Raw genomic sequence first — 25,101 nt, 5'->3', positions numbered from 1 at the left:
GTCATCCGCCATCGATGCATGCCTGCTGCGGGTCACTGGAGGGCCCGGAAGGATCCACCGTGCGCACCTGCACGCACAGCTCGGTCTGTCCGGGCGGGATCTCCAGCGTGACGGAGGAGCGGCCGTGCACCTCGTGGGGGACCTGGAAATCCTCGTAGTTCTCGGGAAGGTCCACCCACTCCACCAGGAAGTGCTGGTCCTCCTCGATGCCCTCGGGCAACCCCCACTCCACCCGTGCACGCCCCGTCTCCCCTCCGAGCTCTCCGGCGACCACCACCACGATCTGCGGGTCCACCGGCGGCGGCGGTGGCTCGGCGGGGGGCTCGGGCACGTTGATCTCGGAGGTCTCGATGGGGCCGGGCTTGTCCACGAAGTAGTGGCGCACCGCGAGCGTGGCACCCACGCCCAGCAGGATCACCAGCACGGCCGCCAGTGTCACGAACGGCCAGGCCGGGGTCCTGCGCACGTCTGCGAGCTCCGGGGCCGCCACGGCAGCGGGCCCAGCAGGTGCCGGTGAGGCGCCGGACATCGTGGACAGCGCAGTCCCGGCGGGCCGCAGCATCGTGGACTCCTCCGGCCCCGCGGCAGCGGAGGCCGGTGATCCGTATCCCTCCGGCGCGGGCGAGCCCAGTGCCGGGGCCACCCCGGCGTACGGGTCGAGGCGGCGAGGCCCACCCGAGGCTGCTCCCCCGGTCTCGGGGTCGACCGTGGCGACCTTCCGGATCCGGGTGTGGCTGTCCAGCTCGTCGTCATCGGCGGCGGGTACCGCCGGGGCGCCCCGGTCATCCAGCACGTCCATCTGCGTGACCGGCAGCGAGAGCGCCATCTCCACCTGCTGCAGGCTCCGCCCGAACGCCAAGGCGGTGTCATAGCGGCCCGCCGGATCCTTCGCCATGGCGATGGACAGCACTCGGTTCAGCTCGGCGGGGACGTCCGGCCTGTTCAGGGGCCGCAGCGGTTCGCTCGTGATCCGGTGGATCAGGTCGGAGGCCGTGTTGCGCTGACCGACCCGCTCGAACGGGGTGTGCCCGGCCAGCAGTGAGTACACGGTCGCGGCCAGGGAGAACACATCGCTGCGAACATCGGCGCGCGGGGGATCCGCGAAGAACTCCGGGGGCGACCATGGGATCGACATCCCCTGGGAATCCTCCAGGTCGCTGCTCTGCCCGGCGACGATCGAGATGCCGAAATCGGTGAGGGCGGGCCGGTTGTACTCGGTGACCAGGATGTTGGCCGGCTTGATGTCCCTATGCAGGATCCCGGCCCTGTGAGCTGTCTCCACAGCACCGGCGATCTGCACGCCCACGCGCAGCGCCTCCGCCACCGTGATCCGCTCCTTGCGGAACCGGACCCCGTAGTTGGGGCGGGGGCAGTACTCCATCACGATGAAGGGCCGGTGGTCGCTGGAGGCGTCGGCGGTGTGGATGGTGACGATGGAGGGGTGGGTCGACATCGTGGCCATCACGTTGGCCTCGGCGTCGAACTGGCGACGCACGGTGTCGTCGAGCACGCTGGACAGGAGCACCTTGATGGCGACCCGTCGTTGGGGGCGGAACTGCCGGTACAGGAAGACGTCGGCGAATCCGCCGGACCCCAGCAGCTTCTCGAACTCGTAGCCGGGCAGCTGGGGCGGCTGCGATGGTGCACGGGAGCTCATGCCATCCCCCTCATCGTCAGTCGGACCCCATCTCCCAGGTCGAGTCGGTCGCCCTCGCCGAGGACCACGCCCTCCCCTGCGCGCAGGCGCACCGGCTCCATCCCCGGTCGCTCGAGAGTGGTGCCGTTGGTGGTGCCCATGTCCAGTGCGATGACTCGCCATCCCTCGAGGCGCAGCTCCAGGTGCGATCGGGAGATGTCCTGCTGCGGGCTGGGGACCGTCACCAGCTGGGGGACGTCGTCGGCACTGACCCGTGAGGCCCGGGGGCGACGGCCGATGACGGCGGAGCGGTCGAGCACGAATCCGCCACCGGTGGAGATGTCGACCGTCCCCAGGGGCGGTCGGTGGACCGGACGGGTCTTCTGCTCGAGCGGTCCTCCGCAGGTGCGGCACAGGGTTCGCTCGGGGCAGTTGGGGTGCCCGTGGGGGCAGAGCAGGCCCGGGATCACGACGGCTCGGGCGGCCTGCTGTCCACCCGGGGCCGCGGATCCGGCGTGCGCGGGCGCTGCCGGACGGGGGCCGGCGCCCACCGCAGGTGCGGGAGAGGGTGCAGGCATCGGAGGGGGCCCGGAGGGGGCCACCGGGTGCGGAGCACTGGCCGCCCGGGCAGTGTGCCCTGGGGCCGAGGGGTGGCCCTGCCGCCCGGTTCCGGCGTGAGGTCGAGCCGGTCCAGGCCCTGCCGCCGCCGGCCCCGCAGGCTGCGGGGCGCCCTGCTGGGGGAAGCCGATCCCCTCCTGGGGCACGGGTGCGGAGCCGTACGAGGGTGCCACTGCCCGGGGCGGACCGGTGACGGGGGCGGGGGCCTCTCCGCCATGTGGACCTGTGGGTATGCGGGCTGGACCGGGGCGGCTGCGAGGCACGACGGGCGGCGGTCTGTGCGATCTCGGGAGCAGCCCTCCCCACGCCGGGCACCCAGTCGATGAAGTCGCCCCCGATGGCGGAGGATGCCTCGTCTGCCGTCGGCCGGGCGGGCTGAGCCAGGGTCTCGGGGGTGTCGTCGTCCGCGGGCGCCGCATCGTCGTCCTGGTCGGGCTCGGTCGGTGCCGTCTCGGAGCTCGAGCCCGCCTCCTCGGAGTCCTCGTCCTCGTCGGTGCGTCGTATTGCGGCGTCCTCGATGCGGCGGAACACGGTCTTGCCGAAGAGGTCGTCGTAGGCGCCGGTGGCGTCGAGGTCGTTGCCGAACCCGAGTGAGGAGGCCGTGCCACCGGAGGTGGTGCCGGCGGGCGCGTCCGCGCTGGTGCTGCCCCTCTCGTCCGTCTCCTTGCCCGTCCCCGTGTCCTCGGGGTCTCCGGTCGCGTGCTCGTCCTCGATCGGGGCGATGAGCGTCACCGGGGATTCGTCGTCATCCGGTTCCGGTGGGGTCGGGATCGATGAGGTCGGTGGCTCCTGCGGTGCTGGGGATGCAGGCCGCCGCACGTCCGGGCTGGTGGATGATGCCGGAGCTGCGTCGGCGGGGGTGGCCGGTTCCGGCGGGGACGCGCTCCCCGGAGCAGCGGCCGGTTCCGCCTGTGGCGTCGCCGCAGGCTCAGGGGCCGCGGCAGGTTCAGGCGCAGGCTCGGGCGCCGCCACCTGCTCAGGAGGAGAAGTCGGCTGCGGTGTCGCGGCGGGCTCAGGGGCCGGCGCGGGAGTCGGCGCGGCCGGGGTCGGGTCCGGCGTCGGCGCGCGTCGCTTCCGATCGAAGAGCGAGGTGCTCACGAGTCGCCGCTTCCCCGGGGCAGCTGCGGCAGGCGCGTCGGGAGCAGGTGCGGGCTCGGCAGTGGCAGGCTGATCCGGCTCCGACGCAGGCTCCGACGGGGTGGGGCCCGCTGGTGCGGCGTTCGACGATGCGGCCTCGGGCGCGGGGGCCACGGACGGCTTGGCCTCGGGCCCGGGAGCTGGGGTGGGCTCCGGATCTGGGACGGGCTCGGGAGACGGAGCGGGTTCGGGTGCTGGAGCGGGGGCGTTGGAGGCCGCCGGTGCCGGAGCAGCGTCGCTGTGCTTGTCGTCCTTCTTGTCACCGAACAGGTCGTCGAACACGCTGGGACCAGCTGGCGCTGCCGCCTGGGCTGGAGCACTGGACGATCGCGAGGGTGGCATGGCTCCGGGAGGCCGGGTGGCCAGCATGGGCTTGCGCACCGGGGTGCTCGGTGCCGCAGGCGCCTTCGGCGGCGGAGGCTTGGGCTTCTCGGCCTTCCGCTTCTTCGCCTCCGGATCCTCGATCGAGCGCCCGTCCTTCTCCACCTGCTCGGCGAGTGCAGCGCGCGCCTCGTCGTCCAGCTCGGACGGGTCGATGGTGGCCTGCACGAACCCGCGGACGCGGGAGATGCCGACCTCCAGGCGCAGCCCGCCGGTGGGCTCCTCCGGCGGCAGGTCGCCGAAGGCGATGCGGCGCACCCCTTCGATCGTCTCTTGCGCGAGCGGCTCGTCCTCTGTGCCTGCGATCTGCCGGGCCCCCTGCGCCGTGTAGACCGCCAAAGGGGTCTTGCCCTTCACGCCCACGTGCGCGGTCGTGCCGTCCACCAGTGCGTACAGGATCGCGGGAAGCTTGTCGAGGCTCTCGAGCCCAGCGGCCTGGACCAGGTCGTCCAGGAAGCCGTCTGCGGTGGGCTCGTCCCCCAGGGCGGTCCAGGCGGCCTCGACGACCTCCTTCTTCAGCCCGGGGACCATCAGAGCCCAGCCCGACTCGCGCACGACCAGCGTGGCCGGTCCCGGTTGGATCCACGTTCCCCGCCCGAGCAGCGGCGCCCCCTCGCTCATGCCCCGGCGCCTCCCCCGGAACCGAGCCCGCGCGGCAGGGTGTCCTCATCCACCTCGAAACCCTCGCCCTGCGGCTCCCGGCCACCGGTGGTCTCTGCAGCGATTCCCAGGCCGACCACCTCGACCGCCTCGACCACCACCACCGAGACGTTGTCGCGACCGCCGGCGTCCAGCGCCAGCTGGACCAAGCTCTCGCAGATCGTTCGCACGTCCTGCGGTCCCCGCAGCACCCTCTCGATGGTGGCGTCGTCGACCTCGCCCGTGAGTCCGTCGGAGCACACCAGCATGCGGTCGTTCGTCTCGGCCGGGATCAGCCAGTAGTCCGGATCGGACTCCGGCCCGGCACCCAGTGCGCGGGTGACCATGTGCCGGTACGGATGGACCTTCGCCTCCTCGCGACTGAGCTCCCCGCGGTCCATGAGCTCCTGGACCACCGAGTGATCGACGCTGACCTGCTCGAAGATCTCGCCCGACAAGCGGTACACCCGCGAGTCGCCGAGGTTGAGCACCACCCAGTAGCCCACCCCGTCCAGCACCATGGTCGCCACGACCGCGACCGTGGTGCCGGCGCCGAGCTGCGCCTCGCCTCCCAGCTCCGCGATCCGCTCCGCAGCCGCCCGCAGGGCCTGGCCGAGCTGCTCGACGGTGACGTTCTCCTGAATCGTGAGCTTCTCGAACTCCTCGACCGCGATCGCACTGGCGACCTCACCGGCGTTGTGCCCGCCCATGCCATCGGCGACGAGGTAGACGGGAGGTGCGTTCAGCAGGCTGTCCTCATTGGTCGCCCGCACATGGCCGACATGGGTGGCCGCCGCAGAGACCGCGCGAATGGTCCCGGGGATGTCCGGGTCGGAGAGGGAGCGGTCGATCACGTGTCCCTCTCCACGGTCAGGGTGCGATCGCCGAGGGCCAGGGCGGCCCCCTCGGGCAGGACGGTCGGGGTGTTCGGCACCAGGCTCTCACGGGATCCGTCGGCCCTGACGATGGCCGAGCCGTTCGTCGAACCCAGGTCGGTGACGGTGATGTCGCTTCCGGTTCCGTCCAGCCGCAGGTGGGTCTTGGACATCGAGCGTGTCTCGTCCTTGAGCACGAACTGCACCTCGCCCTGCCCAGCAGCAGGATTGCGGCCGATCACGACCGGACCCGTCACCACCCTCTCGGTGCCGTCATCCGCGCGCAGCGTGACGGCGGGGAGCCTTGGAGCCGCGACCGAGACGCGGGTCTGCTCGAGGTCGCCGAGGTCCTGATCCGCCCCGATCACCGCGCGAGTCTCCTCGTCGACGTCGCCGTCGTCCCAGGCGTCGGTGGTGTGCTCGGCCGGGACGTGCTGCGACGGAGGGCCCTGCGGCGCACCGGGGGGTGCCGCCGCCGGTGCCTGCCGCTGCTGGACGGCGGGCTCCTGTGAGGCCGTGCCGCCCCACGGCTGCTCGGGCGCCTGCTGCGGCTGTGACGGGGCGGCCCACTGCTGGGCGGGTGCCTGCTGCGGCTGCGACGGCACACCCCACTGCTGCTCCTGAGGCTGCTGTGGCTGCGGTGCCGGGGACGCCAGAGCGGGGACCTCCGGAGGTGCCCAGGAGTCCCCTGCAGTCTGCTGCGCATCCTGCGGCGGAGGGGCGTAAGGGCTGGCCTCTCCGATGCCGGAACCCCACCCGCTGGTCTGTCGGGGGTCCTGGGACGACGCGGAAGCGGCACTGGCATCACCCTGCCCGGCCCAGGCCGAGCCGGGGGTCGCCAGGAGGTTCTCGTGCGTGGTGACCGCCACCGACGGCGCACCGAGGTAGTGCTCGGCGTCCTGTCGCTCGAAATCGTCGGGGCGCGGCTTCATCGGGTTGCGACCGGTCTTGATGTCCACCACGACCGAATCGACAGCGCGGTCGTGGAAGCCGCGCAGCAACTTCTTCGGATCCAGGAAGATCGACAGCGCCATGATCAGCGAGGCGATGCCGTACAGGAACCAGCGGCCCAGGGAGCGCAGCAGGCCGATGGGGCCGGCCTGCGAGAGGCGGGTGGTGCGCAGCCCCATGATCAGCTTGCCGAGGGTGAAGCCCTTGGCTCCGTGCAGCCAGATCATCAGCACGGTGTACGCCGCAGGCAGGGCAGCGCCCACTCCCACCAGGATCGTTGCGAGCAGGCTTACGGTCTCCTGGGTGAGCACCAGGATCAGGCCGATCGTCAACGGGATCATCACCAGCGTCGCGATCACGCCGTCCAGCAGCGCGGCGAGGAAGCGCTTGAGCGGGCTGGCGGGGACACAGCCGTCCAGCGGCGATTCCATCGCCGGCACAGCGCCGTCGGGCGCACCGGAGGCGCCCCCCGCGGCGTGGGAACCGCCCGGGGCAGGCGCTCCGGAGGCTGACCCCGTCGCAGGGGCGTTCGAAGGCTGCTGAGTGACCATCAGCTGATCGTACTGTTCCGGCGGCCGCAGGGTTGTCGCGCCCGGGGCCTTCGGCTGGAGCGATTCCCGCGAGATGAGCTGGATGCCGTCGTCCTCAGAGGCGGTCTCCGGTTCCTCGCCGAGATCGCGAGAGCGCGAACGGGGGGCCTGGGCCCATGCCCCCGGCGCATCGGTGGCGCGGCGCTCGTACGGGGACTCCTGATAGCGGGCCCCGCATTCCCCGCAGATGGCAGCCCCCTGCGACAGCAGAGTCCCGCACGTGCTGCAGTACCGCGTCTGGCTCATCACGATCTGCCCTTCCTCTTGCTGCTGCCTCGGGACGAGCCCGTGCCGCTCACCCCCGAGACGGGTGCACGACGACGACGCATCGCGTGTGCACGGCGCTCGGCCTGCGATCGCTCCCGAGCCGCCGCGCGCTCACGGCGCCTGTGAGCTCGCCGCTCCGCACTGCGACGGCGGAACGAACGCAAGGAGAACAGTGCGCGCATCCGCTTGTGCCACGGTACGGAGGCGGTCATGGTACGCCGCGCGGCGGCCACCTGCTCCCAGTACTCCTCCACCACCACCGGAGGAAGATCGTCGGGCCCGAACACCGCTCGATCAGCGCGACTGGCGAGCAGGGCCGCTCCAGCTCCCGGTACCTCACCCTCCAGCATCGCCGCGGTCTCGGAGCGGGTACGGAACGGGTCGGGTCGGCGCCCCATGTCGGTCAACAGGTCCAGGATCTCCTGCCAACCGCCATCGATACGCTCCGGAAGCGCACCCCGGGCCCGGCGCCGTCCGCGCCGCACCACCTTCGCCACGACGATGCCCGTGAGCGCCAGGAACAGCAGCAGCACCGGGACGGCCGCGAAGGCGGCGTACACCACCCAGCTGCGGGTCTCCTCGGGCTGGTCCTCGTCCTGGGGCTTGTCCTCGCTCGTCGCGCCGGGCGGTGGGGAGGGCGGTTCCGCCGGTGGGGGCGGAGGCTGGGCCACCTGCGGCATGGGCTCCTCCACCTCCTTGGGCTTCGGCTGGGTCGGGTCCTGATCGTCATCGGGTGCCGGATCGAACCGCACCCATCCGAGGCCCTCGAACGCGACCTCGACCCACGCGGTGACGTCATCCCCGGTGATCGCCACCGTGCCCTCGGCGCCCTCGGGCACCTCGAAGCCCATCACCACCCGGGCGGGGATGCCGATCTCCCGGGCCATCACCGCGGTGAGCACAGCGAACTGCTCCTCATCGCCGATGCGCCCGGTCGGGGCGGCGTCGGACTTCTCCTTGTCGAATCCGACGTCCTGCAGCATCGACCATAGGCGGCTGTACCCGTGTCCGGACAGGGACGCCGTGTCGTCCTCATCGATGCCGTTGGAGTAGAAGGCGTCCTGCTTGATGTGGCGGGGGAGGGTCTGGGAGCGGTCGTAGTCCGTGTCGGCGCCTCCCACCCATTCGTCGGCCAGCTGCGCGAACTCGGGGTCGAGACGGGCGTTGGGCGGCAGGTCGATGTCAGCGAACTTGGCGGTGCGTCGCTGCTCGACAGTGAGGTCGGAGTAGGGCTCGTAGCCGACCTCGTAGCTGTCGCCCGCTCGGAGCCCGCTGGAGTTCACCGCGGTCTGGGACTTCTCGTTGAGGTACAGGTTCTCGGCGAGGGCACCGCTGCGCTCGGGCGGCAGATCCCCCAGATCGATGCGATTGGTGCGCTCCCCCAGCGTGGGCATCCACACGCCGCTGTACGCCCCGATGGTCACGGTGGAGGTGCGCTGGGAGCCGCTGGCCTCGTGCAGGTCCACTCCCCCTGCCGTCCGCAGGAATGCACCCTCGGGCGCGTCCTTGTCACGGCCCCCCGCCACGTTGTACACGTGCAGGTCGTACTGGTCCATGGTGGCAAGGCGCACCTTCTCGCCCTCGGTGACACCGGTGATGGTGAACAGCTCGGCATCGCGCTGGTTCTTGAGGTATCCGCGGAACTCGGTCAGGGGCGACACGTACTGCCGGGGATCGAAGGGCGGGGTGACGTAGTCACGGACGGCATGCCGGATGGTCCCCGAGGGCGGGTCCAGCAGGGACTGGGCACCCACGGCAGCGCCGGCGGCGATCGCCATGATCACGGCCCCACCGATCACCCGGCGACGCAGCACGGGGTTCTTCCAGGATCCCGGCCGCACCGTGTCGGAGATGATCGTGGACCGGGCACTGTCGAGCCGTCCGCTCTCGAACCGCCAGGTCAGCCAGGCCACCGAGATCACGGCGAACAGCACGCCGCGCACCACCGGCCAGGTGGCCTCGGTGGTGCCGAAGACCACGCTCACCAGCAGCAGGGCCAGGGGGAACAGCCACGCGACCGCGTAGAGCCGGGTGCGCATCACGATGGTCATCGAGAACAGCGCCAGCAGCAGCATGCTGATCCACACCACGACCAGCACCCCTTGAGCGGTGCCCACCGGTGGTGCGATGGTCAGGGCTGCCTTCCAGCTCGTGACCGGTGCGAACAGCAGCTCCTTCAGCGAGCCCAGGGTGGGGACGATGCCCCACAGCGCATGGGTGGGAGCCGCGAACATGCTGCCGAACAGGAAGTACACCAGCAGCATGACCGGTGCGGTGCGCAGCGGGCCCCACCGGAAGCGGGCCGCGATCAGCGCCACCAGCGTGGCCAGGACCAGGGCCATCAACCCGGTGAGCAGGTACTGGATGCCGCCGTAGACCGTCTGGAAGCCCAGCAGTGCGATCACGAACAGCGAGCCCAGCACCAGCACGTCGACGGCTCGCCGACCATTGCTGACCGAGGCGAAGTACGTGGCGCGCGCGTTCATCGGCCCACCGCCCGCAGTGCCTTGGGCAGCGCATCGAGGTCGCCGAGGGTCACCACGTCCAGGCCTCCGATGGAGCTGCGCCGCACCTCCGCGTCGTCCACGCAGCGGATCGCCACGGCGAGCACCCCGATGGGCAGCTGGTTGGCCGCGGAGTTGAGCTCTCGCGCCGTGGTGTGGGAGCCCACCACCATCATCACCGCAGACGCGTTGGGAGCCAGGTCGGCCGCCTGCTGCCCGAGCTCGTGCAGGGAGTGGCGGTCGCGGAGCTGCTCGAGCACGGTGTAGTCGTCCATCAGTACGCGGAAGGTGGCGGTGCGCTGGAGGGCGTCGAAGCTGAACGGGGTCAGCTCCTTCTCCTCGCGCATCGTCTGGGCGGAGATCGAGGCGGCGGCGGAGACGGCCAGCTCGAACTCGTCCTCGCTCGCGTAGTGGTCGGCGAGGTTGTCCAGCGCCACCACCACGTGGGAACGGCGGGTCTCCTCGAACTGGCGGACCATCAGCTTGCCGGTGCGCGCGGTGGTGCGCCAGTGCACGTGGCGGCGGTCGTCCCCCGGTGTGTAGTCCCGCAGCGCGTGGAAGGCGATGTCGGAGCTGGACAGGTCCGAGGACGGCGTGCCTTCCAGGTCGCGCAGGAATCCGCTGGCGGCCCCGTCCAGGCGCACGGTGCGGGGGTGCACGTACAGCTCCTGCGATCGGGCCCAGGTGACTTGTCGGCGCATCAGCGACAGGGGGTCGTCCCGCACCGAGCGCACGGGACCCACCACCAGCACGGCCCGACGCTTGGTGGGCACCGCGAACAGCTCCTCGTGCGACTGCTCCGCCGCCAGGCGCGGCACCATGAACTGCGCCGTGGCCTGACCGACGGCCAGCTCGATCCGGGACGGCAGGATGACGCGCTGCGTGGGATTGGCGACCTCGACCCGGCCCACGGCCCGCGTACCCACGACCACGCGGTGGGACTGCAGGTCCAGGTTCACTTTGTAGGACGTGCGTCCCAGCACGAACAGTGCTGCCAGCACCAGGGGCACGGTGAGCGTCAGCGCGATCACGTTCAGCTCGGTGATGCGGAGCAGGAGCCCCAGGATCCAGCACGCCACCGCGACCCCGAGCACCGCCCAGCCGATCGGTGAGATCACGTCCAGGACCGGGTGGATCCGGCGCATCCAGAACCCCCCGAGGCGCTCTCGCAGCCCGAGGGGCTCCTCGCCTGCGGCAGTGCCCGGACCGGAGGTCGCGTCGGAGCTGCCCGCAGGGGCCTGTGACTCCGAGACGCCACCGCGCCGCTTGGCACGCCGAGCAGCGGCGCGGGCCGCGGTGCGCTCGCGCTTGCGTGCGGCCTTGGCGGCCCGGCGAGCGGCCTTGGCGTCGGCCGTGTTGCTGGGAAGGGGGGTATCGACGTTCATGCCGTCCGCTGTCGAGCCTGGGGCGGCGCCACCTCGCTGAGGATCTTGTGCATCACGGACTTCGCCGTGGTCCCGGAGAACTCTGCCTCCGGGTCCAGCACGAAGCGGTGCAGCCACACCACGTCCACCAGCTCCTTGACGTCATCGGGGATGACGTAGTGGCGGCCGTGGACCGCTGCCCACGCCTTCACAGCGCGCATCAGGGCGAGCGCTCCGCGGATCGAGACGCCGACGCGCACCTCGGGCGCGAGGCGGGTCTCCTCCATCAGGCGCGAGACGTACTCCAGCACGGCCGGATCCACGTGCACGGTGGAGGCGAGCTGGGTCATGTCGTTGACGGCCTGCAGGGAGATGCGCGGGGCGAGCTGGCGGCTGCGGTCGCGCACGGCGGAGCCCTGCAGGATCTGCACGCTGGAGGCGTGATCGGGGTAGCCCAGGGAGGTCTTCATCAAGAAGCGGTCCAGCTGCGCCTCGGGCAGGCGGTACGTGCCGGCCTGCTCGATGGGGTTCTGGGTGGCGATCACCATGAACGGATTGCCCACCTCGTGGGTGACGCCGTCGACGGTGACGCGACCCTCCTCCATCACCTCGAGCATGGCGGACTGGGTCTTCGGCGAGGCGCGGTTGATCTCATCGGCCAGCACCACGTTGGCGAACACGGGTCCCTTGTGGAACTCGAAGGCCTTGGTGTTCTGGTCGTAGATCGTCACACCGGTGACGTCCGAGGGCAGCAGGTCCGGGGTGAACTGGATGCGGGTGCTGGTGCCCTGCACGGTCGCCGCGATCGAACGTGCCAGCGAGGTCTTCCCCGTGCCGGGGGCGTCCTCCAGAAGCACGTGGCCCGGCGACATCATCGCGGTGAGCACCAGGCGCACCACGTTGTTCTTGCCGAGCACGGCCTGACCGACGCTCTGGACCAGCTTGTCGAAGGTGTCGGCGAACCAGCGTGCCTGTTCGGGGGTCATGCTCATGGGCGGGGTCTCTCCTGGAAGTGGTAGCGGGGCACGCCGTATACGTTCAACGGCGTGGCAATAGTAGGTATCGCAGCGCGATGATCAGTCCGGGCTGTAGTAACGTCCGACTTCCCTCTGCTCGATCGACTTACTGCCGATGTACACCACATTGGGATTCCCGGTGCTCTGCCAGTGGCCGTAGAAGCGTTGCGGCGTGGTCACCCGCCCCCGCGAATCTGCGGTCAACGAGAAGCTGGCCCATTCCTTGAATACACCGTCTGTATCCACACTCTTGTAGACGACCTGGTACGTCTCACCGGGTTCCAGGTTCTCGAACGTGATCGTGAAGTAGTAGCAGTTGTTCGAACTGCAACCGTCAGCGCCCGGCGGCACCTTCCCTCCCCAGTCAGGGCCGCCACCAGCGACGGTCGGCACCGGTGGGGTGTAGGTCCGCGCCTTCTGGGTGGCGGAGCGAACATCACTGACCAGGCCCTTGGCGTTGGTCACCCGCGCCTCGACCGTCATCGATCCGCCGGACTTCAGATTCGCCTTGTGGGTGTACGAGGTCCCGGAGGCGTTCTTCCAGCTGCCGCCGTCCACGCGGTACTGGAGGGTCTTGCCCCCGGCACCCCCATCACTGCCGTTCGCGGTGATGGAGAAGGACACGGGGCATGTGGTCCCGTCCGAGCACTTCCCATTGCTGGCACTGATCGCGGGGCCAGCCGGTCTGGTGTACGGGGTCACCGAGTTGGAGGCCTTCGACAGCGCGCTCTCGCCGCCCTTGAAACGGTTCCTGGCCTGAACGGTGAAGGTGTACGACTTCCCGTTGTCCAGCCCGGTGATGGCCGCGGACTCCGCGGGAGCGTTCACCACCGTGGAGCCTCCCTCCCAACGGACCACATAGTCCTTGATCGTGGTGCCGTTGCCCGAGGCGCCCGACCATGTGACGGTGGCCCGTTTGTTGGGACCATCACCTGTGCCCTCACTCGGCATCGACGCCGAGACGGAGGTGGGCGGCGCAGGCATCGCCCAGGGCGTCACCTCGTTGGAGGGGGCGGACGGAGCCACACCCTCCCCCACCGAGTTCACGCCCGTGTAGGTGAACGTGTGGGCGGAGTCCTGGTCGAGGTCGTAGAACGTGTGCGTACGGGCATCGCCTCCCACCGTGGCGGACTGCCCGGACGACGAGCGGACGATGTAGCTGGAGATGGGCTCGCCGTTGGCCTCGGCCCTGGTCATCGCCGGCCAGGTGACCTTCACTCCACCGCCCTTGGGGTCGTTGACCCGTTCTGCGGTCATGGCGCCGCTGGGCTTGGCCGGGGGCCCTGCGGGGTGCTCGGCCACCGACCACGCGGACCATTCCGAGGGCTCGGGGGCGAGGTTGCGGGCCCGCACCCGGAACCGGTAGTCGGTGCCGTTGGTCAGTCCCTCCCACACGTGCTGGGTGGTGCCGCCTCCCATCTCCTTCTCCACCAGCTCGCCGGTGGCGGTGTCCTGCATCTGCAGGTCGTAGCTCTGGATGGCGGAGCCACGGTTGACCGGAGCATTCCAGGCGACGGTGAGACGGCTGTCCCCGCGCTGCGCGGACGGCGCCCCCGGGGTTTCCGGGCGCACGTCCGGGCGCGCGGTGGCCGAGGGGGCCGACGGCTCCGACTCCCCCACCTCGTTGATGGCGATGACCTGGAAGGTGTACTCCACATCGTTCGTGAGGCCCGTGATCGTGCACGAGGTGGAGGCGCACTCCTGGCTGACCGGGGGGCCGGAGGCGGAGGTGACGCGGTAGCCGGTGATCCGAGCGCCGTTGTCCACACCCGCCGTGAAGTTCAGATCGACGATGCCGTCCCCGACCTCCGCGACGCGCGGGGCCGACGGCGCCTCCGGCTTGCCGCGCACGGTCACCCGGATCTCCCCGGTGGCATCACGAGCCGGATCCTCGGTGTCATCGCGCACCGTGTAGGTCGCGGTGAGGATCCCGTGGAAGTCCTCGTCCGGGGTGATGGCGACCTGGTCTCCCTCCACGTCGAGGCTCCCCCTGCCGCTGGTGACCACGGGGGTCATGACGGTGCGGTTGCCCCCGGGGAAGGGGTTCGAGTCGTTGGCCAGCACGTCGATGGACTGCGTGGTGCCTGCATCGATCACCGCGGTGTCCAGCACCGCAGCCAGGCGAGGGCGGTTGGAGCCGGTGACCGTCACCTGCACCGTGGCCTCGACGGGATCGTTCGTGCCGTCCGTGACGGTGACGGGAACACTGACGATCGAGCCCTTGGCGGCCCGTGGCGTCGCCTGGGCCGTGACGGAGGACCCGTCCAGCCCGATCGTCACCCCCTCGGGCTCGGAGAACTCCCCCAGCGCGAAGGTGAGGTCGTCCCCCTCCGGGTCCGCGGCACTCGCGGCGAGATCGACGGAGGCCTGGGTGCCACCCTGCTCCACCTCCAGCAGAGCGCCCTGCAGCGTGGGCGGCAGGTTCTCGTCCTCGGCGGTGATCTCCACGGGGATGGCGAGGATGGCAGTGGCAGCCATCGGGTCCCCCACCTCGCCATCGGTGACCTCGACGGAGATGGTGTCGTTGCCGGAGAAGCCCTCAGCGGCGCGGTACAGCAGCGTGGACTCGTCCTGCACCAGCTGGGTGCCGTCGGTGTGCGCCGCCGTGACCAAGGAAGGATCGGTCACGGTGGCCGCCTCGGCACCGGGGCGGACGCGGATGTTGTTCGGATCGGACAGGTCGATCGTGGTCTCCGCACCTGCCTGCACCTGCACGGTCCCGCCCACCCAGACCGGTGCCTGCTTCGCCCGGCCCGGCACCCAGATGTAGCCGGCGGCGGTGCGGCCGTCGACGTCCTCGATCTGGTACCGGTACCGTTGCTGCTCGTCCTGGGGCGCGATGCGGACGACGCCGTTCTCCCGCAGCTCCACTCCCTCCGGCGCGCCGTCGAGGGTGACTGTCAGATCGGTGACGCTGCCGTCGGGGTCGGAGTCGTTGGCCAGCACATCGACGTCGACGTGCTCGGCCTGCGGATCCAGCACGTCCTGCGCCTCGACGAAGTCGTCCCGTGCGATCGGGGAGCGGTACGGGGCGTTCTCGTCCACCTTGATGGTGGCCGTGGCCGAGCTCTTCAGCTGACCGTCCGAGGCGCTGTACAGCACCTGGTGCGTGCCGTTCTCTGGCGGCGTGGTCACCGTGACCAGGTTCTCGGCCGCATCCTCCCCGCTGTGCACGTGGATGTCGGTGAGTGCCTCGGTGTCGGCGGCGACCACGCTCAGCGGAGTGCCCTCGGGGTCGGTGTCGTTGTCCAGTACCTGCACCTGGACCTCGCGGTCGGGGCGCACCTCGACGACGTCGTCGACGGCGTAGGGCGGCTGGTTGGTGTCGTTGGGCTCCGCGATGCCCACCAGCACCTCGGCGGTGCCCAGCGCGCCCTGCCGGTCCATCACCTGGTACCGGAACCGCTCGGTGCCCACGGATCCCTCGTGGGGTACGTACTCGATCCATTCACCGGTGGCCGAAACCACCTCACCCAGCTGGGGGGCCGGGCTGGTGATGCCCATCAGCATCACGGAGTCGCCGTCGGGGTCGATGCCGGTGGTGGGCACGGGGATCCGGACGGACGTGCCGGCCACGGTCCGCGCAGTGAGGTTCTCAGGCCTGGGTGGAGCGTTGGAGGCATCGGCGGGCACGATCCGCACCGTGAGGTTCGCCGACCCGTCGCGCCCGGTCTCGTCGAGCACCTCGTACTTGATGACGGCCTCCCCGCTGGCGTCATCGTTCGCGATGAAGCGGATCTGGTTCTGGAGGGTCTCCACGCGTCCCTTGTCCTCGGCGCGAGATCCGTCGAGGATCTGGCCCAGGGTGAGCTTCGATCCTGTGGGTGAGATGTCATTGCCGACCACGTCGACGAGCACCATGTCTCCGGCGCGCACCGTGGCCCGGTCGGGCACTGCGATCGGGTTGGCGAACTGGGTGTCGGTCTGCGCGACCATCACCCGGATCGTTCCTTCGGCGGTCCCTGCAGCATTGCCGACCTGGTAGGTCAGGGGCACTGGTTCCGCGCCGGCCACGGCTCCCGGTTCGGCTTCCACCCGGACCAGCCCGTGGGCGATCACTGTGGCCTTCAACCCGCTGCCCTCAGGGACGGAGACGGAGTTGACCACCAGGACCCCGCCGGTGGGGTCCACGTCGTTCTCCAGCGGGTCGATCAGGGTCTCGGTACCGGCGGTGACCGTTCCCATGTCGTCCACGGCCACGGGGATCAGCTGCTCGGAGCTCGCCTCGACCACGTCAACGCGGATCAGTCCCAGCGAGGCCGAGCTGGAGCTGCTGGCGGCCACCGTGTAGTCGAGGTAGTAGGTTCCGGGCTCGGCGCCGGAGACGTTGACGGTACCGGCCTCCAGGGCGGGGTCCACCTCGAGGGCATCGTTCTCGGAGACGTTGGTCAGTTCGAGCTGGCCGCCGTTGGGGTTGAGGTCATTGACCAGTGGTTTGATCGTCGCGGTGCGTCCAGCCACGATCCGGACGTGGTCCGCGGTGGTGATCGGTGCCAGATCGTTCTCGGAGACCGCCTCGATCTCGAGGGTGCCCTCTCCCTGCATGCCGCGCTCGTCGCGGAAGGTGAGCTGGACCTTCTTCTCACCCGTGGTCAGACCGGCGTCGGTGAAGGTGATCAGGCCATCGGGGCGGAAGGTGACGACGTCCTCAGGTTGCACGGTGGCATTGGCGAGGTAGAAGGCGTCGCCGTCGGGGTCCTCCCAGTAGGGGAGGATGTTGAAGGAGACCTCCTGTCCCGAGCGCACCTGCACCTTGGTGATGTTCTCGGCCGTGGGGGCGGGGGCCCGGTTGTCCGCGGGGCCGGTGACATCGAGCGTGACGGTCGCGGTATCGCTCTCGCCCCGACCATCATCCGCGACGTACGTGAAGCTCGCCGTCCCGGTGGCATCCTCGTCCACCTCGATCTGCAGCTGGGTGCCGCCCCTGATCGGGGTGACCGTTCCGATGGAGGGCTGCTCGCCCTGAACGGACACCGTGAGTATGTCGCCGTCGGGGTCGGTGTCGTTGCGCGTCACGGGTAGGACGACGCTCTTGCCTGCCCGCACACCGAACTCGTCGTCATTGGCCACCGGCGGCCGGTTCTTCTCGTCGCGCTCCGCCGCCACGTTGGTGATCGTGGTGGTGAGGGTCTCCTCCTCGCGCTCCTCGGCGTCACTGGTCTGGATGTCCTGCCGGATCTTCCACTCGTCGACCAGCTGCATGTCGTCGGTGATCATCCAGGACAGCCCGAACTTCTGGTCGTTGAGCACCACCAGGTCGTGGTTGACACGCAGGACCAGGTCACCGTCGCTGTTCGCATCCGGAACCGTCTCGCTGATGACGTCGTCCCCGCAGGCACGCACGTACGCGGAGGAGTCGTTCCATGCCCCGTAGGCACATCCTCGCGCCTGCGCGGGAGCGACCGGACGTCCCGTGCCACGGGCAGCATGGGCCTCGGCTTCACCGCCGTTCAGGGGGATCAGGAACAGCGTGTCCTGGGTGGCCAGGACGACGTCCTTCGATGCGGGGCTGGGCTGCTGCAGACGCGCCGTGGCCAGATCGGAGACCCCGTACTCGGTGAGCTGGTACTCCTTCACCTCGGTGCCCAGGCGCAGCATGCGATTCTCGCGGTCCAGGATCACGGGCTGTTCGCCGACGACGGTGAGTTCCACCATCCCCTCACCGGTGGAGAGCCCCCCGACCACGATCGGATCGTTCGGCTTGGCCTTGCGGGTGTCCTCGGTGTAGGGGAACACCAGCAGCTTGTCGCCCTCCAGCAGGTGGACGGTGCCCTGGCTGGACACGGCGATCTGCGGCGCCTTGCTGCTTCCCTCGTAGGTGGGGTCGACAGCGCTCGGGTTGAAGGCGGCAGCCTCCTCCGGGGACAGGATCCACATCCGGCCATCGGGGGCTGCAACGGCGACGCGGTCGCCCCCCAGTCGCACCTCCGACCCGGGCGGGAGCTCGACCAGGGCGTTGCGGCTCACGGCTGCGGTGTTGATCGGGGTCATGCCGCGCGGGCCGGTCTCGATGACCGTGTACCCGGACTGCAGCAGATCGAGGTCCTCGCCGTTCATGGCGAGGCGGGCGTCGAGCTCCTGGGCGTCGACGTTCAGTCGGCCCATCAGCCGCTTCTGCTCGTTCATCACCCAGACGCCGCCGTTGGTGACGTCGACCTCGGAGGAGGTGAGCCCGGGGTACTTGATCGCGAAGCCGGTGACCACCAGGGCCAGGATCGCCAGCACCGCCCCGGAGATCGCACCGGAGCGGCGGCGCCGCCGCTTCACCCCGTGAGTGACCGACATCCGAACCCCCTACGAAGCACCAATGACCAGCGGTGCGCACGCCAGAGGCCTCCGTCGTCGGCGACCGGACCCCCGAGCCTGACCGGGCGGTGCGCACGCGCCCCCAGGGTACTGTGCGGAGCACTCCGGAGCTACGCGGTGCAGATCACCATCTGGTGAACGTCCTGGTCACGGTTCCACTCTCGTAGGCGGTTCACCAGGAGTTCACCGCGCCGCCTCTGAAGCGGAGACGTTCACCGGCTCCGCTGGACCAGCGAACGGGCGAAGCCCGCCAGCGAGTCCCGCACCGCACCGGCCGGCAGCTCTGACAGCACGCCGATCGCTTCGTCTGCAGTGCGCTGGGCAAGAGCGCGCGTCTCCTCGAGCGCCGGATCTTCCCGGAGCATCGCGACGACCTCCTCCAGTGCGGCGTCATTGCTCAGGTCCCCCTCGAGCCGCTCCACGATCGCAGCGGCCCGGCGCTCGCCGGCGGCAGCGCGCCGACGAACGAGCAAGGTGGGCATGGTGGGGACGCCTTCGCGCAGGTCCGTACCCGGTGTCTTCCCGCTGGTGCCAGGATCGCTCTCGAGGTCCAGCACATCGTCGGCGAGCTGGAACGCCACCCCGATCTTCTCGCCGTAGCGACGCATCACCTCAGCGCTGCCCTCGGGCGCCCCGGCCTGCAGCGCGCCGAGCTGGCCGGCCATCGCGAGCAGCGAAGCGGTCTTGTCCGACAGCACGGAGATGTAGTGCTCGAAAGGATCCTCGTCGTCCTGAGGGCCGACCGTCTCATGAAGCTGGCCCAGGCACAGACGTTCGAAGGTCAGCGAGTGCAGCTGCACTGCTTCGGTGCCGAGCCGCGAGCTCAAACCGCTCGCTCTGGCGAAGAGGAAGTCCCCGGTCAGGATCGCCACGTTGTTGCCCCAGATCGCATGGGCGCTGCGGGTGCCCCGCCGCGTGCTGGCCGAGTCCATCACATCGTCGTGGTACAGGCTCGCCAGGTGCGTGAGCTCGACCAGGACTGCTGCATCGATGACCTCATCCCGCTGGGCGTCCCCCAGGGACGCCGCGAGAAGCACGAGCATCGGGCGCACGCGCTTGCCGCCGGCGTCCAGCAGGTGGCGCGCGGTCCACCGTGCCAGGTGATCGTTGGTGCTCACCGACTCCCGCAGGCGATCCTCGATGACGGCGAGCCGCTCCAGCATGGTCTGGGCCAGCTGCTCATCGATGTCGGGCACGGCCGACAGGCTGGACGGCATTGCTCTCCTGGGGGGCGCAGTCGGCTTGTGCTGAGCACCGCTGCCGACGGGGGACGACTGTCACGCAGTGGATCCGAGTAACGGGCCCGGAGCCCGAACGGACGTTCACCGCAAGAATTGAGTCTACCGCTCCGCTGTGCACTGGCTGCCCCCTGCACCTGTGGAACCCGACGCACCCGGCCCCCGAGACAGCCCGCGCCGTCCGTCTCGCACCCGCACCTCCCCGCACCGCGGGAAGGGCACCTGCTTCGCCAGCGCGCGCCGGCATAAAAAAAGGGGAAGGGATGAAGGAGGAGCACACACCCATCACGAGCGATGCTACAACCCCTTCATCCCTTCCCGAATGAAGATGTCCGGCGGCGACCTACTCTCCCACACCCTCCCGAGTGCAGTACCATCGGCGCAATCGAGCTTAGCTTCCGGGTTCGGAATGGAACCGGGCGTTTCCTCGACGCTATGACCGCCGTAACACAACGAGACCCAACCAGCCCCCACACCCCCAAACACAGGGACGCAGCGGTTGTTCCTCAAGAACCACACAGTGGACGCGAACACACACGCAAACAACACAATCAGTGACAGTGTTTGAGTAAGTCATCAGCCATTAGTACCAGTCAGCTCCACACGTTACCGCGCTTCCACATCTGGCCTATCAACCCAGTCGTCTACTGGGGGCCTCCCACACCACAAGGGTGCACGGATATCTAATCTTGAAGCAGGCTTCCCGCTTAGATGCTTTCAGCGGTTATCCCTTCCCGACGTAGCCAACCAGCCATGCCCTTGGCAGAACAACTGGCACACCAGAGGTCAGTCCATCCCGGTCCTCTCGTACTAGGGACAGGCCTTCTCAAATATCCAACGCGCGCAGCGGATAGGGACCGAACTGTCTCACGACGTTCTAAACCCAGCTCGCGTACCGCTTTAATAGGCGAACAGCCTAACCCTTGGGACCAACTCCAGCCCCAGGATGCGACGAGCCGACATCGAGGTGCCAAACCATGCCGTCGATATGAGCTCTTGGGCAAGATCAGCCTGTTATCCCCGGGGTACCTTTTATCCGTTGAGCGACACCCATTCCACAATGAGGTGCCGGATCACTAGTTCCTGCTTTCGCACCTGCCCGACATGTCTGTCTCGCAGTCAAGCTCCCTTGTGCACTTACACTCAACACCTGATTGCCAACCAGGCTGAGGGAACCTTTGAGCGCCTCCGTTACTCTTTAGGAGGCAACCGCCCCAGTTAAACTACCCATCAGGCACTGTCCCTGATCCGGATCACGGACCGAGGTTAGGAATCCAGAACGACCAGAGTGGTATTTCAACAGCGACTCCACACTCACTGGCGTGAATGCTTCCCAGTCTCCCACCTATCCTACACAAGCCGTCCCGAACACCAATACCAAACTATAGTAAAGGTCCCGGGGTCTTTCCGTCCTGCTGCGCGTAACGAGCATCTTTACTCGTAATGCAATTTCGCCGAGTTCGCGGTTGAGACAGTGGAGAAGTCGTTACGCCATTCGTGCAGGTCGGAACTTACCCGACAAGGAATTTCGCTACCTTAGGATGGTTATAGTTACCACCGCCGTTTACTGGGGCTTAAATTCTGAGCTTCGCTCCGAAGAGCTGACCCGTCCTCTTAACCTTCCAGCACCGGGCAGGCGTCAGTCCGTATACAGCGTCTTACGACTTCGCACGGACCTGTGTTTTTAGTAAACAGTCGCTTCTCCCTGGTCTCTGCGGCCCTCGAGGCTCTCACCTCTCAGGCCCCCCTTCTCCCGAAGTTACGGGGGCATTTTGCCGAGTTCCTTAACCACGATTCTCTCGAACGCCTCGGTATTCTCTACCTGATCACCTGAGTCGGTTTAGGGTACGGGCGACCGTATTCGTCACGCTGGAACTTTTCTCGGCAGTACAGGATCACTCACCTACGCCCATACGGGATCCCCATCACGTCTCACCCACATGGCCACGCATTACCGTGACCGGGCTGCTCGCTTAGACGGACTATTCCATTAAGTCCGCGGAAGCTACCTCTCTGCGTCATCCCTCGCGCTGACCTACTACACCCTTGGTTCCCAGCCTCACTCACGCACGCACCCCGAAGGGCACGAGGCAAGCTCGGGTGGTTAGCATCAGATGCCTCGGTATGGGTCCTCCTACGATCGGTTCGGGAATATCAACCCGATGTCCATCGACTACGCCTGTCGGCCTCGCCTTAGGTCCCGACTAACCCAGGGCGGATTAACCTGGCCCTGGAACCCTTGATCAATCGGCGGACGGGTTTCTCACCCGTCTTTCGCTACTCATGCCTGCATTCTCACTCGTGCAGCCTCCACCACTGGGTCACCCCGCGGCTTCGCAGTCTGCACGACGCTCCCCTACCCACCCCACACAACGTGGAGTGACACAGCTTCGGCGGTGTACTTGAGCCCCGCTACATTGTCGGCGCAGAATCACTTGACCAGTGAGCTATTACGCACTCTTTCAAGGGTGGCTGCTTCTAAGCCAACCTCCTGGTTGTCTCAGCAACTCCACATCCTTTTCCACTTAGCACACGCTTAGGGGCCTTAGCTGATGTTCTGGGCTGTTTCCCTCTCGACTATGAAGCTTATCCCCCACAGTCTCACTGCTGCGCTCTCACGTACCGGCATTCGGAGTTTGGCTAAGGTCAGTAACCCGGTGGGGCCCATCGCCTATCCAGTGCTCTACCTCCGGCACGAAACACGCAACGCTGCACCTAAATGCATTTCGGGGAGAACCAGCTATCACGAAGTTTGATTGGCCTTTCACCCCTATCCACAGGTCATCCCCTCCATTTTCAACTGAAGTGGGTTCGCGCCTCCACGCGGTCTTACCCGCGCTTCACACTGCCCATGGATAGATCACTTCGCTTCGGGTCTAGAGCCGGCGACTGAACGCCCCGTTCAGACTCGCTTTCGCTACGGCTACCCCACACGGGTTAACCTCGCCACCGACCACTAACTCGCAGGCTCATTCTTCAAAAGGCACGCCGTCACCCCGTAAGGCTCCGACGGATTGTAAGCGCACGGTTTCAGGTACTATTTCACTCCCCTCCCGGGGTGCTTTTCACCTTTCCCTCACGGTACTTGTCCGCTATCGGTCACGAGGTAGTATTCAGGCTTACCAGGTGGTCCTGGCAGATTCACACCGGATTTCACGGGCCCGGTGCTACTCGGGAACAGCATCACGCCGCACAACAGTTTCGTCTACGGGGGTCACACCCTCTACGCCGTCGCACTCACCACGACTTCGACTACCAATGCACGTCCACGTCGGGCTGCCGGCAGACAACCCAGATACGTCCCACAACCCCCGCCCTGCAACCCCTGCCGGGTATCACACAGAACAGGTTTAGCCACCTCCGCTTTCGCTCGCCACTACTCACGGAATCACTATTAGTTTTCTCTTCCTGCGGGTACTGAGATGTTTCACTTCCCCGCGTTCCCTCCACACCACCTATACATTCAGTGGCAGGTACCGCGACATGACTCGCGGTGGGTTTCCCCATTCGGACATCCTCGGATCACAGGTCGGTTGTCACCTCCCCGAGGCTTATCGCAGACTCCTACGTCCTTCATCGGCTCCTCGTGCCCAGGCATCCACCGTACGCCCTTAAAGACTTGGCAAACACTACAAAGACACTAAAATAAATTGCTTACAAGATGCTCGCGTCCACTATGCAGTTCTCAAGAAACAACCCCACACCAGCACCTCCACCACAACCGCAGCAGAAGAACCAGGGAGGACCAGCCACACACCCCCGAGCGAACCCAGGGGCCGCGTGCAGCCTCACAACCCAATAGCGTGTCTCCACCTCGAACCACCAGGCAACCCACGTTCCACGCCCCGAAGGACCGTACTAGCGAGCAGCACCCGATGATGAAGCGCCCATCCGTTGATGTTCCACCCATGAGCAACCACCCCCACCACACGCGGGCAGGCAGATGGCCACCATTAATGGTGATGCTCCTTAGAAAGGAGGTGATCCAGCCGCACCTTCCGGTACGGCTACCTTGTTACGACTTAGTCCCAATCGCCAATCCCACCTTCGACAGCTCCCTCACGAGGATGGGCCACTGGCTTCGGGTGTTACCGACTTTCGTGACTTGACGGGCGGTGTGTACAAGGCCCGGGAACGTATTCACCGCAGCGTTGCTGATCTGCGATTACTAGCGACTCCGACTTCATGGGGTCGAGTTGCAGACCCCAATCCGAACTGAGACCGGCTTTTTGGGATTCGCTCCACCTCACAGTTTCGCAACCCATTGTACCGACCATTGTAGCATGCGTGAAGCCCAAGACATAAGGGGCATGATGATTTGACGTCGTCCCCACCTTCCTCCGAGTTGACCCCGGCAGTCTCCCATGAGTCCCCGCCATAACGCGCTGGCAACATGGAACGAGGGTTGCGCTCGTTGCGGGACTTAACCCAACATCTCACGACACGAGCTGACGACAACCATGCACCACCTGTGCACCAGTCCGAAGAAAACCCCATCTCTGGAGACGTCCGGGGCATGTCAAGCCTTGGAAAGGTTCTTCGCGTTGCATCGAATTAATCCGCATGCTCCGCCGCTTGTGCGGGCCCCCGTCAATTCCTTTGAGTTTTAGCAGTGCGGCCGTACTCCCCAGGCGGGGCACTTCATGCGTTAGCTACGGCGCGGAAAACGGGGAAGGTTCCCCACACCTAGTGCCCAACGTGTACGTCATGGACTACCAGGGTATCTAATCCTGTTCGCTCCCCATGCTTTCGCTTCTCAGTGTCAGTAATGGCCCAGAGACCTGCCTTCGCCATCGGTGTTCTTCCTGATATCTGCGCATATCACCGCTACACCAGGAGTTCCAGTCTCCCCTACCACACTCTAGCCTGCCCGTACCCACCGCACGCCCGAGGTTGAGCCTCGGGTTTTCACGGCAGACGCGACAAGCCACCTACAAGCTCTTTACGCCCAATAATTCCGGACAACGCTTGCGCCCTACGTATTACCGCGGCTGCTGGCACGTAGTTAGCCGGCGCTTCTTCTGCAGGTACCGTCACTCTCGCTTCTTCCCTGCTGAAAGAGGTTTACAACCCGAAGGCCGTCATCCCCCACGCGGCGTCGCTGCATCAGGCTTCCGCCCATTGTGCAATATTCCCCACTGCTGCCTCCCGTAGGAGTCTGGGCCGTGTCTCAGTCCCAGTGTGGCCGGTCGCCCTCTCAGGCCGGCTACCCGTCATCGCCTTGGTGAGCCATTACCTCACCAACAAACTGATAGGCCGCGAGTCCATCCCCCACCGAAAAACTTTCCACAACACACCATGCGGTGCGAAGTCATATCCGGTATTAGCCCCGATTTCCCGAGGTTATCCCGAAGAGGGGGGCAGGTTACTCACGTGTTACTCACCCGTTCGCCACTAATCAGACAAGGCAAGCCCTGTCGTCATCGTTCGACTTGCATGTGTTAAGCACGCCGCCAGCGTTCGTCCTGAGCCAGGATCAAACTCTCCATGAAAACATAGAAAAATCCCAGCATTCAAACAAACAACCAGCAAAAATAATTCTGCTAATCATCCGAAGAATGCCAATCAAAATATTGGCA

General features: G+C 67.3%; 9 protein-coding genes and 3 rRNA genes. All 12 read right to left on the bottom strand.

Going from position 1 to position 25,101, the window contains the following annotated elements; translation table 11 throughout:
• Nucleotide 1: 1 nt before the first annotated feature.
• On the bottom strand, nucleotides 2-1,657 hold the full coding sequence (locus IOE58_RS01215) for a serine/threonine-protein kinase (protein ID WP_193864612.1): 1,656 nt from the start codon (nucleotides 1,655-1,657) through the stop codon (nucleotides 2-4).
• Nucleotides 1,654-2,214 (bottom strand): FHA domain-containing protein, encoded by a 561-nt coding sequence (locus tag IOE58_RS01210; RefSeq protein ID WP_193864610.1) that lies wholly within the window; start codon nucleotides 2,212-2,214, stop codon nucleotides 1,654-1,656. Before IOE58_RS01210 ends, IOE58_RS01215 begins: the two co-directional genes overlap by 4 nt.
• A gap of 2,175 nt (nucleotides 2,215-4,389) precedes the next feature.
• Nucleotides 4,390-5,265 (bottom strand): PP2C family protein-serine/threonine phosphatase, encoded by an 876-nt coding sequence (locus IOE58_RS01205; RefSeq protein ID WP_193864609.1) that lies wholly within the window; start codon nucleotides 5,263-5,265, stop codon nucleotides 4,390-4,392.
• Nucleotides 5,262-6,788, bottom strand: a complete 1,527-nt coding sequence (locus tag IOE58_RS01200; protein WP_228018451.1) for an RDD family protein — start codon at nucleotides 6,786-6,788, stop codon at nucleotides 5,262-5,264. The genes IOE58_RS01205 and IOE58_RS01200 overlap by 4 nt, the downstream gene beginning before the upstream one ends.
• 284 nt (nucleotides 6,789-7,072) lie before the next feature.
• On the bottom strand, nucleotides 7,073-9,580 hold the full coding sequence (locus IOE58_RS01195; RefSeq protein ID WP_193864605.1) for a transglutaminase-like domain-containing protein: 2,508 nt from the start codon (nucleotides 9,578-9,580) through the stop codon (nucleotides 7,073-7,075).
• Nucleotides 9,577-10,983 (bottom strand): DUF58 domain-containing protein, encoded by a 1,407-nt coding sequence (locus IOE58_RS01190; RefSeq protein ID WP_193864604.1) that lies wholly within the window; start codon nucleotides 10,981-10,983, stop codon nucleotides 9,577-9,579. The genes IOE58_RS01195 and IOE58_RS01190 overlap by 4 nt, the downstream gene beginning before the upstream one ends.
• The gene (locus IOE58_RS01185) at nucleotides 10,980-11,954 is read right to left on the bottom strand and encodes an AAA family ATPase (RefSeq protein WP_193864602.1); all 975 of its coding nucleotides are present in this window, start codon (nucleotides 11,952-11,954) and stop codon (nucleotides 10,980-10,982) included. Before IOE58_RS01185 ends, IOE58_RS01190 begins: the two co-directional genes overlap by 4 nt.
• Nucleotides 11,955-12,038: 84 nt before the next feature.
• Nucleotides 12,039-18,263 carry an Ig-like domain-containing protein gene (locus tag IOE58_RS01180; RefSeq protein ID WP_228018449.1) on the bottom strand — a complete coding sequence of 2,075 codons (6,225 nt, stop codon included), beginning with the start codon at nucleotides 18,261-18,263 and terminating at the stop codon, nucleotides 12,039-12,041.
• A gap of 233 nt (nucleotides 18,264-18,496) precedes the next feature.
• A complete protein-coding gene (locus tag IOE58_RS01175) occupies nucleotides 18,497-19,501 on the bottom strand; it encodes a polyprenyl synthetase family protein (RefSeq protein WP_193864601.1) in 1,005 nt (334 codons plus the stop codon).
• Between the two features lie 351 nt (nucleotides 19,502-19,852).
• Nucleotides 19,853-19,969, bottom strand: a 5S ribosomal RNA gene (gene rrf, locus IOE58_RS01170).
• Nucleotides 19,970-20,086: 117 nt separating this feature from the next.
• Nucleotides 20,087-23,147: ribosomal RNA gene (locus IOE58_RS01165) — 23S ribosomal RNA — on the bottom strand.
• 348 nt (nucleotides 23,148-23,495) lie between these two features.
• Nucleotides 23,496-25,014, bottom strand: a 16S ribosomal RNA gene (locus IOE58_RS01160).
• Together the 16S, 23S and 5S rRNA genes form the textbook arrangement of a ribosomal RNA operon.
• Nucleotides 25,015-25,101: the final 87 nt, after the last annotated feature.

The sequence above is a fragment of the Brachybacterium epidermidis genome (assembly GCF_015209585.1).
Lineage (GTDB): Bacteria > Actinomycetota > Actinomycetes > Actinomycetales > Dermabacteraceae > Brachybacterium > Brachybacterium epidermidis.
Note: the sequence above shows the minus strand (reverse complement) of the source record. Positions and strands in the feature narration are given on the sequence as shown.

What these genes read in the sequence shown, in the direction of transcription:
- IOE58_RS01190 (WP_193864604.1), bottom strand. Translation starts at nt 10,983, where the DNA reads ATGAACGTCGATACCCCCCTTCCCAGCAACACGGCCGACGCCAAGGCC.
- IOE58_RS01200 (WP_228018451.1), bottom strand. Translation starts at nt 6,788, where the DNA reads ATGGTCACTCAGCAGCCTTCGAACGCCCCTGCGACGGGGTCAGCCTCC.
- IOE58_RS01175 (WP_193864601.1), bottom strand. Translation starts at nt 19,501, where the DNA reads ATGCCGTCCAGCCTGTCGGCCGTGCCCGACATCGATGAGCAGCTGGCC.
- IOE58_RS01210 (WP_193864610.1), bottom strand. Translation starts at nt 2,214, where the DNA reads ATGCCTGCACCCTCTCCCGCACCTGCGGTGGGCGCCGGCCCCCGTCCG.
- IOE58_RS01215 (WP_193864612.1), bottom strand. Translation starts at nt 1,657, where the DNA reads ATGAGCTCCCGTGCACCATCGCAGCCGCCCCAGCTGCCCGGCTACGAG.
- IOE58_RS01185 (WP_193864602.1), bottom strand. Translation starts at nt 11,954, where the DNA reads ATGAGCATGACCCCCGAACAGGCACGCTGGTTCGCCGACACCTTCGAC.
- IOE58_RS01195 (WP_193864605.1), bottom strand. Translation starts at nt 9,580, where the DNA reads ATGAACGCGCGCGCCACGTACTTCGCCTCGGTCAGCAATGGTCGGCGA.
- IOE58_RS01180 (WP_228018449.1), bottom strand. Translation starts at nt 18,263, where the DNA reads ATGTCGGTCACTCACGGGGTGAAGCGGCGGCGCCGCCGCTCCGGTGCG.